12 protein-coding genes are annotated in these 13434 nt (G+C 71.7%); 7 read left to right on the top strand and 5 right to left on the bottom strand.

Annotated elements, in window-relative coordinates; translation table 11 throughout:
* Positions 1 to 18 precede the first annotated feature (18 nt).
* Complete coding sequence (locus ACGF13_RS37160) at positions 19 to 417, bottom strand: M23 family metallopeptidase (protein ID WP_392883794.1); 399 nt, start codon at positions 415 to 417, stop codon at positions 19 to 21.
* Between the two features lie 905 nt (positions 418 to 1322).
* Here ACGF13_RS37160 and rpsB point away from each other — a divergent pair.
* The 6 genes from rpsB (at position 1323) to rlmN (ending at position 7526) form a co-directional block, all read left to right on the top strand.
* Positions 1323 to 2195 carry a 30S ribosomal protein S2 gene (rpsB, locus tag ACGF13_RS37155; RefSeq protein ID WP_392883793.1) on the top strand — a complete coding sequence of 291 codons (873 nt, stop codon included), beginning with the start codon at positions 1323 to 1325 and terminating at the stop codon, positions 2193 to 2195.
* Positions 2196 to 2324: 129 nt separating this feature from the next.
* On the top strand, positions 2325 to 3164 hold the full coding sequence (gene tsf / locus ACGF13_RS37150; RefSeq protein WP_392883792.1) for a translation elongation factor Ts: 840 nt from the start codon (positions 2325 to 2327) through the stop codon (positions 3162 to 3164).
* A gap of 261 nt (positions 3165 to 3425) precedes the next feature.
* On the top strand, positions 3426 to 4190 hold the full coding sequence (gene pyrH / locus ACGF13_RS37145) for a UMP kinase (RefSeq protein WP_329929692.1): 765 nt from the start codon (positions 3426 to 3428) through the stop codon (positions 4188 to 4190).
* Between the two features lie 76 nt (positions 4191 to 4266).
* On the top strand, positions 4267 to 4824 hold the full coding sequence (gene frr, locus ACGF13_RS37140; RefSeq protein ID WP_360348875.1) for a ribosome recycling factor: 558 nt from the start codon (positions 4267 to 4269) through the stop codon (positions 4822 to 4824).
* The gene (locus ACGF13_RS37135; RefSeq protein ID WP_392883791.1) at positions 4824 to 6335 is read left to right on the top strand and encodes a phosphatidate cytidylyltransferase; all 1512 of its coding nucleotides are present in this window, start codon (positions 4824 to 4826) and stop codon (positions 6333 to 6335) included. The genes frr and ACGF13_RS37135 overlap by 1 nt, the downstream gene beginning before the upstream one ends.
* A gap of 90 nt (positions 6336 to 6425) precedes the next feature.
* Complete coding sequence (rlmN, locus tag ACGF13_RS37130; RefSeq protein WP_392883789.1) at positions 6426 to 7526, top strand: 23S rRNA (adenine(2503)-C(2))-methyltransferase RlmN; 1101 nt, start codon at positions 6426 to 6428, stop codon at positions 7524 to 7526.
* A gap of 33 nt (positions 7527 to 7559) precedes the next feature.
* Here the strand turns inward: rlmN and ACGF13_RS37125 are convergent, their stop codons facing one another.
* From ACGF13_RS37125 to ACGF13_RS37110, 4 genes are all read right to left on the bottom strand, one after another.
* Positions 7560 to 8711: a hypothetical protein gene (locus ACGF13_RS37125; RefSeq protein ID WP_392883787.1), complete on the bottom strand. Its 1152-nt coding sequence runs from the start codon at positions 8709 to 8711 to the stop codon at positions 7560 to 7562.
* A 55-nt stretch (positions 8712 to 8766) separates the two neighbouring features.
* Positions 8767 to 9522, bottom strand: a complete 756-nt coding sequence (locus tag ACGF13_RS37120) for an ABC transporter ATP-binding protein (RefSeq protein WP_392883785.1) — start codon at positions 9520 to 9522, stop codon at positions 8767 to 8769.
* Positions 9523 to 9747: 225 nt separating this feature from the next.
* Positions 9748 to 11142, bottom strand: coding sequence for an aspartate aminotransferase family protein (locus ACGF13_RS37115; protein WP_196946910.1), 1395 nt, complete (start codon positions 11140 to 11142; stop codon positions 9748 to 9750).
* On the bottom strand, positions 11139 to 11612 hold the full coding sequence (locus ACGF13_RS37110; RefSeq protein ID WP_030243538.1) for an Lrp/AsnC family transcriptional regulator: 474 nt from the start codon (positions 11610 to 11612) through the stop codon (positions 11139 to 11141). Before ACGF13_RS37110 ends, ACGF13_RS37115 begins: the two co-directional genes overlap by 4 nt.
* A 297-nt stretch (positions 11613 to 11909) precedes the next feature.
* Between ACGF13_RS37110 and ACGF13_RS37105 the strand changes: the two genes are divergently transcribed.
* Positions 11910 to 13355, top strand: a complete 1446-nt coding sequence (locus ACGF13_RS37105) for a gamma-aminobutyraldehyde dehydrogenase (protein ID WP_392883783.1) — start codon at positions 11910 to 11912, stop codon at positions 13353 to 13355.
* The last annotated feature ends 79 nt before the right edge of the window (positions 13356 to 13434 follow it).

The raw sequence follows: 13434 nt of genomic DNA, 5'->3' as shown, positions 1-13434 counted from the left end.
GGCGTGCGGCAGCACGCCCTACCCGTCCCCGCCCTTCAGTGGCAGCAGCCGCGCCGTGCCCGCGCCGAACAGGGCCAGCGGGTCGAGGTAGCGGTCTCCGCGCAGCAGCCCCCAGTGCAGGCAGTCGTGCTCGGCACAGTGCCGCCCGTCCGGAGCGAGCAGTCCGATCGTCTGTCCGGCGGCCACCGTGGTGCCGACCGGGACGGTGCCGGTGACGGGCAGGTAGGTGGTCCGGAGTGCGGGAGAGCCCGAGCCGGGATGGGAGACGGTCACCACCGGCCGTCCCGCCACCAGCCCGGAGAAGGCGACCACTCCGGGAGCCGCCGCCCGGACCTCCGCCCCCGGTGCCGCGGCGAGGTCCACTCCCCGGTGTCCGGCGGCCCAGACCTTCGCCGGCGGCTCGAACCGGCCCAGCACCGCGCCAGGCCCGCCCACCGGCCAGGCCCGCGCGCCACTCCGCCCGCCCCCACCCCCGTCCGCGCCCGAGCGCGGGACGCCCGAGCGCGGGACACCGACGGCCTCGGGCCCCCTCGAAACCCCTGTGGCCCGCACAGCCCCCGTGACCCCGGTAGCCCCCGCAGCCCCTGACGCCCCCGGCAGCGCGAGCACGAGCACCACCGCCACCCCGCCGAACCACCCGCGACCAGTCATGCCCGCAGGCTCGCCGTCGTGCCGTTCCCGCGCCACCCACATCCGGATTCCTGTGGACAAACCACCCCCGCGCCCGCACGCCATCACTCCGACGGGTGCACGGACTCCGCCATCCGGTGTACAAACGGCATACCGGCGACGGACCGGGGCAGTCGGCCGACCGGCCCGCATCCACCCCCGCACCCACCCCCGCCCCCGCGCCCGCGCCCCGACGTCCGCCCGAGCGTCCGGTCCCGAGTCCGTCACACGGCCCTCCCCGCCCCCGTCGCAGCCCCACGGGAACGTGACCGAAGCCCCATCGGAACCCGCCCTTCCCGGCCGTTCCCCGGGCTCCTCCCAGGTCCTCGGCGGGCCCCCGGCCACGCGTGGAGTCGCTCGCGCCTCGGCGCTTCCCGTACACTTCACACGCGACCCGGTCCGCCGGGTCGACTTCGCACGCCCCGCCACCGGCGGTCGGACGCGGTTCGTCCGCAGCCCCGCCAGGTGCGAGTGCCGCTCGGTCCGCCGAGCCCGACCGGCCCCTGGGCCGCCAGGGTGGAGCGGCTCGGCACGTTCGGGGCGTCAGGCGTGGCTGTCACCTGGCCGCCACGGACAAACCGAGCCTGACCCGGCTGTGGGCGATCGCTGCGAGGCAGTGCCGCCGCCGGGCCGTAACACCAAGGAGCACGGCAATGGCCGTCGTCACGATGCGGGAGCTGCTGGAGAGCGGCGTCCACTTCGGTCACCAGACCCGCCGCTGGAACCCGAAGATGAAGCGCTTCATCATCACCGAGCGCAACGGCATCTACATCATCGACCTCCTGCAGTCGCTGAACTACATCGACCGCGCCTTCGAGTTCATCAAGGAGACCGTTGCCCACGGCGGCAGCGTCCTCTTCGTCGGCACGAAGAAGCAGGCCCAGGAGGCCATCGCCGAGCAGGCCACCCGCGTGGGCATGCCCTACGTGAACCAGCGCTGGCTCGGCGGCATGCTGACCAACTTCTCGACCGTCTACAAGCGCCTCCAGCGCCTGAAGGAGCTCGGCGAGCTGGACTTCTCGGACGTGGCCGGCTCCGGCCTCACCAAGAAGGAGCTCCTGGTCCTCCAGCGCGAGCACGACAAGCTGGAGAAGACCCTCGGCGGTATCCGCGACATGCAGCGCGTTCCCAGCGCCGTCTGGATCGTGGACACCAAGAAGGAGCACATCGCGGTCGGCGAGGCCCGGAAGCTCAACATCCCGGTCGTCGCCATCCTCGACACCAACTGTGACCCGGACGAGGTCGACTACAAGATCCCGGGCAACGACGACGCGATCCGCTCCGTCACCCTGCTGACCCGCGTGATCGCCGACGCCGTGGCCGAGGGCCTGAAGTCCCGCGCCGGTGTCGCCAAGGGCGACGCCAAGGCCGAGCCGGGTGCCGACCAGCCGCTGGCCGCCTGGGAGAAGGACCTCCTCGAGGGCGAGAAGAAGGCCGAGGAGGCCCCCGCCGCCGCCGAGGCCCCCGCCGCCGAGGCTCCGGCCACCGAGGCTCCGGCCACCGAGGCTCCGGCCGAGCAGGCCTGACGTACCAAGGGTGAGGGGCACCCGCCGGTACGAAGCCGGCAGGTGCCCCTCTCTCCCGCGCCGGGACCGAACCACCGGTCCCGGCGCCACTCCACGCAGACACGCGAGACGCGAGAAGAGATTCACACCATGGCGAACTTCACCGCCGCGGACGTCAAGAAGCTCCGTGAGCTCACCGGCGCCGGCATGATGGACTGCAAGAAGGCCCTGGACGAGGCCGAGGGCAACGTCGAGAAGGCCGTCGAGCTTCTGCGCATCAAGGGCCAGAAGGGCGTTGCCAAGCGCGAGGGCCGTGACGCCTCCAACGGCGCCGTCGCCGCGCTGATCGCCGAGGACAAGAAGTCCGGCGTTCTGGTCGAGCTGAACTGCGAGACGGACTTCGTCGCCAAGGGTGACAAGTTCGTCGAGGTCGCCGACGCGATCGCCGCCCACGTCGCCAAGACCGCCCCGGCCGACCTGGACGTCGCCCTGGCTTCCGAGATCGAGGCCGGCAAGACCGTCCAGCAGTTCGTGGACGAGGCCAACGCGACCCTGGGCGAGAAGATCGTCTTCCGTCGCTTCGCCCAGTTCGACGGTGACGGCTTCGTCGCGGTCTACCTGCACAAGACCAGCCCCGACCTGCCGCCGGCCGTCGGCGTCCTGGTCGAGCTGGACAAGGAGAACGCCGAGGTCGCCAAGGACGTCGCGCAGCACATCGCCGCCTTCGCCCCGAAGTACCTGTCCCGCGAGGAGATCCCGGCCGAGGCGCTCGAGAACGAGCGTCGCGTCGCCGAGGCCACCGCCCGCGAGGAGGGCAAGCCCGAGGCCGCCCTGGCGAAGATCGTCGAGGGTCGCGTCACCGGCTTCGTGAAGGAGAACTCCGTCCTGGAGCAGGCCTTCGCCAAGGACAACAAGAAGTCCGTCGCCAAGGTCCTCGAGGAGAACGGCGTCGCCCTGAAGCGCTTCGCCCGCTTCCGCGTCGGCGCCTGAGCCACGTTCCACCTGGTCCCCGGCCCCCTTAGGCTGGGAACCGCCCCCGCCCGCTGACCGGGGTGGGAGGAACGCCGAACGGGCTCACCCCGCGCCTACCGCCAACGGGCGGGCTCGCGTCGGCACCATGAACGACGAGGAGGCCATTGCCGTGCAGGACACCGAACCGGTTCCCGCGGCAGTGGCCTCCTCGCGTGTACGCGCAGGCCGGGCATCCGCACACCCGCGCCTGTGACCAGTAGGTGCAAAAAGGAGAAGTCCATGCAGGAGACGCAGGAGACCGCGCAGGACCCCAGGGACGGCTCGCGCCGCCGGGTGCTGCTCAAGCTGTCCGGTGAAGCCTTCGCCGGTGGCGGCGGGCTCGGCGTCGACCCGGACGTCGTGCACGCGATCGCCCGCGAGATCGCCACGGTCGTCCGCGCCGGTACCGAGGTCGCGGTGGTCATCGGCGGCGGCAACTTCTTCCGGGGTGCCGAGCTCCAGGTCCGCGGCATGGACCGGGCGCGCTCCGACTACATGGGCATGCTCGGCACCGTGATGAACTGCCTCGCGCTGCAGGACTTCCTGGTCAAGGAAGGCATCGAGACCCGGGTCCAGACCGCCATCACCATGGGCCAGGTCGCCGAGCCGTACCTGCCGCTGCGGGCCGTCCGGCACCTGGAGAAGGGCCGTGTGGTGATCTTCGGCGCCGGTATGGGCATGCCGTACTTCTCCACCGACACCACGGCCGTCCAGCGCGCCCTGGAGATCCACGCCGACGTCCTGCTGATGGGCAAGAACGGCGTGGACGGCGTCTACGACTCCGACCCGCGGACCAACCCGGACGCGGTCAAGTTCGACGCGCTGGAGTACTCCGAGGTCATCGCGCGCGACCTTAAGGTCGCCGACCTCACCGCGATCACGCTGTGCAAGGACAACAACCTTCCGATGCTGGTCTTCGAACTGCTGGCGGAGGGCAATATCGCGCGCGCGGTGAAGAGTGAGAAGATCGGCACACTCATCAGCCAGGATTCTGTCCGGGCCTGAGCAGCGACCAGCCGTACCGGTCGGCGCGCCGAGACCGGTCGGAACAACAGCAGATGAACCGGACAGGGAGACCACAGTGATCGAAGAGACCCTCCTCGAGGCCGAGGAGAAGATGGAGAAGGCCGTCCTGCACGCCAAGGACGACTTCGCGGCCATCCGCACCGGCCGTGCGCACCCGGCGATGTTCGCCAAGATCGTCGCGGAGTACTACGGCGCCAAGACCCCGATCAACCAGCTGGCCTCGTTCTCGGTGCCGGAGCCGCGGATGGCGGTCGTCTCGCCGTTCGACAAGACCGCGCTGAAGGCCATCGAGCAGGCGATCCGCGACTCCGACCTGGGCGTCAACCCGTCCAACGACGGCTCGATCATCCGCGTGGTGCTGCCCGAGCTGACCGAGGAGCGCCGCCGGGAGTTCATCAAGATCGCCCGTACCAAGGGCGAGGACGCCAAGGTCTCGATCCGTTCGGTGCGCCGCAAGGCCAAGGACGCCATCGACAAGCTGGTGAAGGACGGCGAGGTCGGCGAGGACGACGGCCGCCGTTCCGAGAAGGAGCTCGACGACACGACGGCCAAGTACGTGGCCCAGATCGACGAGCTGCTGAAGCACAAGGAAGCCGAGCTGCTCGAGGTCTGATGAACGACGCCCCTGACGCCCCCGGCTACTGGGGCCCGTCCGACCAGCAGTTCCAGCCCTACCGCCCGGCGCCGCACCCGCAGGACGCCCGTACCCCGGCCCACCCGGTGCCGGGGTACGGCGTGCAGCCGCCGCCGGTCCAGGGACACCCCGGCCACCCGGGCGGCCACGCCGCGCCCCCGGGCGCGCCGGGTGCCGCCCACGGGGCCCCGGGCCTCCGTTCGGATCAGCCGCAGCAGCCTCCGGTGTACTGGGGCGGCGACGCGGAGGAGACTCAGGTCATGCCTCCCGTACCGGCCGAGCCCGGCCCGCCGCCCGGCAGGCCCGACCCCGGTCGGGCGGCCGCCCACGGCAGGCCCGCGGCCCACGGTCGGCCCGCCCCCGGCGGACCGGCCGAGCCCGGCGAGGGGCAGGCCCGGGACTCCGGCCGGCTGAGCGGCCCGCTGTTCCGGGACGAGCAGTTCGAGCCGGCGCCGCCCGGTGTGACCGAGACGGTCGTGCTGCGCGCGATATCCGGCGACGCCATCCCCGCCCCCGGCCACGGCACCCCGCCGCACCCGGGGGCACCGGTGCATCCCGCGCCGCCGGCGAACCACCTGGCGGCCGGGCAGCCCCACTTCGTGCCGTCGTCCCACCCAGGGCAGGAGACACCCGTGGCCGCCCAGCCCGCCCCGCAGCCGCAGCCGCAGCCGCGCAAGCAGCGCGGCGGCCGTAACCTCCAGGCCGCCATAGGCGTGGGCGTCGGCCTCGGTGCGGTGATCGTCGCCTCGCTGTTCGTGGTGAAGGCGCTGTTCCTGGTCGTCGTGATGGCCGCGGTCGCGGTCGGCGTCTGGGAGCTGACCAGCCGGCTCGCCGAGCGCAAGCAGATCAAGGCGCCGCTGGTCCCGCTGGTCGTGGGCGGCCTCGCGATGGTCGCCACCGGCTACTGGGCCGGCATCCAGTGGGCCGCCGCCTCGCTCGCGCTGACCGGGCTGGCGGTGATGGTCTGGCGGATGGCCGAGCCGCCGGAGGACTACCTGCGGGACATAACGGCAGGTGTGTTCACGGCCTTCTACGTGCCGTTCCTGGCCACCTTCGTGGCGATGATGCTGGCGGCCGACGACGGCCCCCAGCGGATCGTGCTCTTCCTGATCGTGACGATCTGCAGCGACACCGGCGCCTACGCGGTGGGCTACAAGTTCGGAAAGACCAAGCTGGCCCCGACGATCAGCCCGGGCAAGACCCGCGAGGGCCTGGCCGGCGGCATCGCCCTGTCGATGCTGGCGGGCGCGCTGCTGATGGAACTGACCATCGACGGCGGCAGCTGGTGGCAGGGCCTGATCCTGGGCGGCTGCGCGGCGGTCACCGCGACCCTGGGCGACCTGGGCGAGTCGATGATCAAGCGCGACCTCGGGATCAAGGACATGGGCACGCTGCTGCCCGGCCACGGCGGCATCATGGACCGGCTGGACTCGCTCCTGCCGACCGCCCCGGTGGTCTGGCTGCTGCTGGCGGCCTTCGTCGGCAGCTGACCCGCGCGGTCGAGCCGTACGAGACGTACGAGCAGGGCCCCGGACGCCTGGCGTCCGGGGCCCTCGCGCGTCTGCGACACTGGAACAACCATGCCTAAGCCCGGAGAACTCACCTTTGTCGCGCCGCGCGGCGCCAAGCCCCCGCGACACCTCGCCGATCTGAGCCCCGCCGAGCGCAAGGAGGCCGTCGCCGAGCTGGGCGAGCAGCCGTTCCGCGCCAAGCAGCTCTCCAACCACTACTTCGGCCGGATGTCGAACGACCCGGCGAGCTGGACGGACATTCCCGCCGCCAGCCGGGAGAAGCTGACCGGGAGCCTGCTGCCGGAGCTGATGTCGGTGGTCCGGCACGTCTCCTGCGACGACGACGCCACCCGCAAGACGCTCTGGAAGCTCTTCGACGGCACGCTCGTGGAGTCCGTGCTGATGCGCTACCCGGACCGGGTCACCATGTGCATCAGCTCGCAGGCCGGCTGCGGCATGAACTGCCCGTTCTGCGCCACCGGCCAGGCGGGGCTGACCCGCAACCTGTCCACCGCCGAGATCGTCGAGCAGATCGCGGCCGGGATGCGCGCGCTCAAGTCGGGGGAGATCCCCGGCGGCGAGGCGCGGCTGTCCAACGTGGTCTTCATGGGCATGGGCGAGCCGCTGGCCAACTACAACCGGGTGCTGGCCTCGATCCGCCGGCTGACCGACCCGGCGCCGGACGGCTTCGGCCTGTCCCAGCGCGGCATCACGGTCTCCACCGTCGGCCTCGTCCCGGCGATGCACCGGTTCGCGGACGAGGGCCTCAGCTGCCGTCTGGCGCTGTCGCTGCACGCCCCGGACGACGAGCTGCGCGACGAGCTGGTGCCGGTGAACACCCGCTGGAAGGTCGCCGAGGTGCTGGACGCGGCGTGGAACTACGCGGAGAAGTCCGGCCGCCGGATCTCCATCGAGTACGCGCTGATCAAGGACATCAACGACCAGGCGTGGCGGGCCGACCTGCTCGGCCGGCTGATCAAGAACCGCCGGGTGCACGTCAACCTGATCCCGCTGAACCCGACCCCCGGCTCCAAGTGGACGGCCTCCCGGCCCGAGGACGAGCGCGAGTTCGTCCGTCGGCTCCAGTCGCACGGCGTGCCGACGACCGTCCGCGACACCCGCGGCCAGGAGATCGACGGCGCCTGCGGTCAGCTCGCCGCGGCGGGCTGAGCCCCGCTCCGCGGGAACGACCGGGGCGGGCCCCTACCGGAGCCCGGCGGCCGCCAGCGCGGCGGTCGCCCCGCCGGTCAGCAGCAGCGTGCTGCCCGCCGCGAGGGTGCGCAGCGCGACCGCGCCGAACAGCAGCCGGGGCGAGGTGCCGAGGCGCAGCAGCGCGTCGGTGACCTCCCGGCGGTCGGTGCGGACCTCGGCGAGCCGGGTGACCACCGCGGCGGCCGCGCAGCCGAGCACCAGGCAGGCCTCGACCGCGGGCAGCGCGTCGGCGCTGTCCGGTGTGCCGATCCAGTAGCGGATGGTGGTGAGCACCAGCGCCACGGCGAGGGTGAGCACGGCCAGCGGCGCACCGAGCCGGCGGGCCTGGGCGGTGAGGCCGCGCCCGGCCAGCAGTCGCAGCGGGGTGGGCCGTCCGACCGCGAGCAGCCGCCCGGCCCAGGCCAGCAGCGGACCGGTGAGCAGGGCGAGGCCGAGAGCGCTGGCCGCCCAGCCGCCGAGGGCGGCGGTGCTGGTGGTGCCGAGTCCGGCGGGCAGGTGGATCGGGCGGCCGTCGACGGCGGCGCCGGGCCGCAGGGCGATGAGTTCGAGCGCGGCGCCGATCACGCCCAGCCCGGTCGCCAGGGCGATCCGCCAGACGCCGAAGCCGGTCGGGGCCGGGGTGCGGCCGCCGGGCAGGGTCTCGGTGGCGGGCACCGCGAGGGCGGCGGCGGTGCCGGCGGTGAGCGGGACCAGGGCGAGCAGGACGACCGGCGCGGCGGCCGGCAGCGGCACGCCCATGCCGAGGTCGAGGGCGAGCCCGGGGCCGGCGATGTCGTTGCGCAGCACCAGGAAGAGCAGCAGGGTGAGCACGCTGCCGAGGGTGCAGGCGAGCGCGACCTCGCCGGCGATCAGCGTCCGGATCCGGCGGGAGCCGACCCCGGCGGCGGTGAGGCCGGCGATCCGCTCGGGCCGTCGGGCGGGCACCGCGCGGGCGGCGACGGCTGCGAACCAGGCGACGGCGGCGAGCGGGGGCAGGCACCACAGCAGTCGGGCCAGCGGGTCGCCGCCGTCGATCGGGTCGCTCATCGCCCGGCCGAGGGAGCGCAGCAGGAAGGCGGCGACCACGGCGGCGGCCAGGGCGGTGAGCAGCCAGCGGCCGAGGTCGGGCACCCGGTAGCCCCGGGCCAGACGGAGATAGAACACGTCGACTCTTTCAGCGGCTCGGCTTCGGCAGCTCGGTTTCAGCGGCTCGGCGTCGTTAGCGGCGGGTGGCCGTGACGGCGGGCGCTCCGGCGGCTCCGGGGGCGGCGGAGCCGCGGGGGACGGGGGCGACGGGGGCGGTGAGCCGTCCGTCGACCAGGGCGACGGCGCGGTCCGCGAACCGGACGAGCTCGGGGTCGTGGGTGGCCAGGACGAGGGTGAGCTGGTGGGACCTGGCCGCGCTGGTCAGTATCCGCATGACCTGCTCGGCGGCCTCGCGGTGCAGCGGGGCGGTCGGGTCGTCGGCGAAGACGACGGGTGGCAGCGGGGCCAGGGCGCGGGCGACGGCGACCCGCTGGCGGCGGCTCTGGATCAGCCGCTCGGGGCGCAGCCGGGCGCAGTCGCCGACGTCGAGGCGCTCCAGCCACTCGTCGGCGGCGGTGTAGGCGGCCTTGTTGCCGGCCCCGGCGAGCAGCAGCGGCAGGGCGACGTTCTCCCGGGCGGTCAGTTCGGGCACCAGGTGGGGTTCGGAGCCGACGAAGCCGAAGCGGTCGCGGCGCAGCCGTTCGCGGCCGGCCCGCTGGAGGGTGTGCACGGGGGCGCTGTTGAACCAGACCTCGCCCTCGTCGACCGGGAGCTGGGCGGAGAGGCAGCCGAGCAGGGTGCTCTTGCCGGAGCCGCGCCGGCCGGTGATGGCGAGCACCTCGCCCTCGCGGACGCCGATCGAGATGCCGCGCAGGGCGGGGGTGCCGTCATGGGACTTGACGATCCCTCGGGCCCACAGCACGTCGTTGTCAGGCGGTGCCGCTGACATGAGGATCCATCCTGGGTGGCCGCAGGGATATGACAGTCGTCAGATTAGAACGACCGGGGCGTGTCGCGGTTGCGGCGCACTGGTCCATCACGGGCATATCACCCGCATTCAGGCATGTTTGGTCGTACGACTGTGATGTTGCACCGGCGGGGGAGACGCCGAAGGGCGGCCTCGCGGGGAGCGGGGCCGCCCTTCGGCGGAGGGTGGGGAAGAAGGCTCAGGGGATCAGATCTTCGCCCACGCGTCGGTGAGGCTGGTCCGCAGGATCTGCTCGATCTCGTCGAAGGTCGACTGGTCGGAGATCAGCGGCGGGGCCAGCTGGATGACCGGGTCGCCACGGTCGTCGGCGCGGCAGTACAGGCCGTTGTCGAAGAGGGCCTTCGACAGGAAGCCGTAGAGGACGCGCTCGACCTCTTCGTCGTTGAACGACTCCTTGGTGACCTTGTCCTTCACGAGCTCGATGCCGTAGAAGTACCCGTTGCCGCGGACGTCGCCGACGATCGGCAGGTCGCGCAGCTTGTCCAGGGTGCCCAGGAACGCGGCCTCGTTGTCGAGCACGTGCTGGTTCAGGCCCTCGCGCTCGAAGATGTCGAGGTTGGCCAGCGCCACCGCGGAGGAGACCGGGTGGCCACCGAAGGTGTAGCCGTGCAGGAAGGTGTTGTCGCCCTTGTAGAACGGCTCGGCGAGGCGGTCCGAGATGATCGTGGCGCCGATCGGGGAGTAGCCCGAGGTCATGCCCTTGGCGCAGGTGATCATGTCGGGCTGGTAGCCGAACTTGTCGGCGCCGAACATGGTGCCCAGGCGGCCGAAGGCGCAGATGACCTCGTCCGAGACCAGCAGCACGTCGTGGCGGTCGCAGATCTCGCGCAGGCGCTGGAAGTACCCGGGCGGCGGCGGGAAGCAGCCACCGGCGTTCTGCACCGGCTCGACGAAGACGGCGGCGACGGTCTCGGCGCCCTCGTTGAGGATGGCCACCTCGATCTCGTCGGCGCACCAGCGGCCGTAGGCCTCGGGGTCGACCGTGCCGTCGGGGCCCTCGAGGAAGGCCGGGGCGCGGTAGATGTTGGTGTTCGGGGCCTTGTGGGTGCCCGGCACCAGCGGCTCGAACGGGGCCTTCAGGCCCGGCAGGCCGGTGATGGACAGGGCGCCCTGCGGGGTGCCGTGGTAGGCGACGGCGCGCGAGATGACCTTGTACTTGGTCGGCTTGCCGGTCAGCTTGAAGTACTGCTTGGCGAGCTTCCAGGCGGTCTCGACGGCCTCGCCGCCACCGGTGGAGAAGAAGACCTTGTTCAGGTCGCCCGGGGCGTAGTTGGCCAGGCGCTCGGCCAGCTCGACGGCCTTCGGGTGGGCGTAGCTCCACACCGGGAAGAAGGCGAGTTCCTTGGCCTGCTTGGCGGCGGCCTCGGCGAGCTCCTCACGGCCGTGGCCGGCCTGGACGACGAACAGGCCGGCGAGGCCGTCGAGGTACTTGCGTCCCTTGTCGTCCCAGACGTAGGTGCCCTCGCCCTTGACGATCGTCGGCACGGGGGAGTTCTCGTACGACGACATGCGGGTGAAGTGCATCCACAGGTGGTCGTAGGCGGTCTTGGAAAGGTCCTTCTGCGCCGGGTCGGCTGTCATCGGGTGCCCCAGGTGTAGGTCTGTTTCCGGAGCTTCAGGTAAACGAAGCTCTCGGTGCTCCGCACGCCGGGAAGGGCGCGGATGCGCTTGTTGATCAGTTCGAGCAGGTGCTCGTCGTCCTCGCAGACCAGTTCGGCCAGGAGGTCGAACGAGCCTGCGGTGCAAACCACGTAGTCGACCTCGTCGAGGGCGGCCAACGCGTCGGCGACCGGCTCGATGTCACCCTCGACCCGGATGCCGACCATCGCCTGGCGGGTGAAGCCGACGGTGAGCGGGTCCGTGACGGCGACGATCTGCATCACGCCCTGGTCGAGCAGCTTCTGGACGCGCTGCCGCACGGCAGCCTCGGAAAGGCCGACGGCCTTGCCGATGGCGGCGTACGGGCGGCGCCCGTCCTCCTGGAGCTGCTCGATGATCGCCTTGGAGGCGGCGTCGAGGGGAACGCTGGCGTTCCGGTCGCGGTTGGCCACGCGGCCACTGTGCCTGATCGCCCGAGTGTTCGCAAGCGTGGAAGCTGCTGATTTCGTCGTGATCTTGGAAAACGCGTACGGATTTCATTGCTGAAGCGCACTCGGTCTGTCGATACCGGCAGTCGTGCGGCTACCCTGGCACGGTACGCGCGCGCCCCGAGGGCCGGCGCACGTACCGCCACCAGTGGACCGCGCCGCTCCTGGCGCGGCCACTCGGGACCCTTCGTACGCCGGATCCGCCGACGTACCATTGCGCCGGAATCTGCAATGCCGCAGGCCCAGACCGAGGAGAGATCCGTGAGCGACCTTCGCACGCTGCGCAACTACATCAACGGTGAGTTCGTCGACGCGGCCGACGGCCGCACGCTCGACATCGTCGACCCGACCACCGGCGAGGTGTACGCGACGTCGCCGCTGTCCGGTGCCGCTGACGTCGACGCGGCCATGGCCTCCGCCGACGCCGCCTTCCCGATCTGGCGCGACGCCACCCCGAGCACCCGGCAGAAGCTGCTGCTGAAGATCGCCGACGCGGTCGAGGCCCGGGCCGACGAGATCGTCGACGCCGAGGTTCGCAACACCGGCAAGCCCCGCGCGCTGACCCTCTCCGAGGAGATCGGCCCGATGGTGGACCAGATCCGGTTCTTCGCCGGTGCCGCCCGCATGCTGGAGGGCAAGGCCGCGGGCGAGTACATGGACGGGATGACCTCGATCATCCGTCGCGAGCCGGTCGGCGTCTGCGCCCAGGTCGCGCCGTGGAACTACCCGATGATGATGGCCGTCTGGAAGTTCGCCCCGGCCATCGCCGCGGGCAACACCGTCGTGCTGAAGCCCTCCGACACCACCCCGGCCTCCACCGTGCTGCTGGCCGAGATCATCGGCGGCGTGCTCAAGGAGCTGGAGCTGCCGGCCGGCGTCTTCAACGTCATCTGCGGTGACCGCGAGACCGGCAAGCTGATGGTCGAGCACAAGACCCCGGCGATGGCCTCCATCACCGGTTCGGTGCGCGCCGGCATCTCGGTCGCCGAGTCCGCCTCCAAGGACGTCAAGCGCGTCCACCTGGAGCTGGGCGGCAAGGCCCCGGTCGTGGTCTTCGAGGACGCCGACATCGCCGAGGCCGTCGAGGGCATCTCGGTGGCGGGCTACTTCAACGCCGGCCAGGACTGCACCGCCGCCACCCGCGTGCTGGTGCACGAGTCGATCCACGACGCCTTCGTCGAGGCGCTGGCCAAGGCCGCGGCCGAGACCAAGACCGGTGGCGTGGACGACGAGGACGTGCTGTACGGCCCGCTGAACAACGCCAACCAGCTGAAGCAGGTCTCCGGCTTCATCGAGCGGCTGCCCGCCCACGCCAAGGTCGAGGCCGGTGGCCACCGGGTCGGCGACCAGGGCTACTTCTACGCCCCGACCGTCGTCTCCGGTCTGAACCAGGACGACGAGATCATCCAGAACGAGGTCTTCGGCCCGGTCATCACCGTGCAGAAGTTCACCGACGAGGACCAGGCCGTCGCGTACGCCAACGGCGTCGAGTACGCGCTGGCCTCCTCGGTGTGGACCAAGGACCACGCCCGCGCCATGCGGATGTCGCGCCGCCTGGACTTCGGCTGTGTCTGGATCAACACCCACATCCCGCTGGTCGCCGAGATGCCGCACGGTGGCTTCAAGAAGTCCGGCTACGGCAAGGACCTGTCGGCGTACGGCTTCGAGGACTACACCCGCGTGAAGCACGTCATGACCGCGATCTGAGCGCGTCGTGACCGTCAGCGCGGTATGACCGCGATCTGATCGCTCCCGAAGGTCGGCTGATGTGACGGTGGGCCCGGGT

Source organism: Kitasatospora sp. NPDC048286, from assembly GCF_043201735.1.
GTDB lineage: Bacteria > Actinomycetota > Actinomycetes > Streptomycetales > Streptomycetaceae > Kitasatospora.
Note: the sequence above shows the minus strand (reverse complement) of the source record. Positions and strands in the feature narration are given on the sequence as shown.

Coding starts and splice junctions, on each gene's coding strand:
- tsf (WP_392883792.1), top strand. CDS start 2,325: ATGGCGAACTTCACCGCCGCGGACGTCAAGAAGCTCCGTGAGCTCACC.
- rpsB (WP_392883793.1), top strand. CDS start 1,323: ATGGCCGTCGTCACGATGCGGGAGCTGCTGGAGAGCGGCGTCCACTTC.
- ACGF13_RS37115 (WP_196946910.1), bottom strand. CDS start 11,142: ATGACAGCCGACCCGGCGCAGAAGGACCTTTCCAAGACCGCCTACGAC.
- rlmN (WP_392883789.1), top strand. CDS start 6,426: ATGCCTAAGCCCGGAGAACTCACCTTTGTCGCGCCGCGCGGCGCCAAG.
- pyrH (WP_329929692.1), top strand. CDS start 3,426: ATGCAGGAGACGCAGGAGACCGCGCAGGACCCCAGGGACGGCTCGCGC.
- ACGF13_RS37120 (WP_392883785.1), bottom strand. CDS start 9,522: ATGTCAGCGGCACCGCCTGACAACGACGTGCTGTGGGCCCGAGGGATC.
- ACGF13_RS37135 (WP_392883791.1), top strand. CDS start 4,824: ATGAACGACGCCCCTGACGCCCCCGGCTACTGGGGCCCGTCCGACCAG.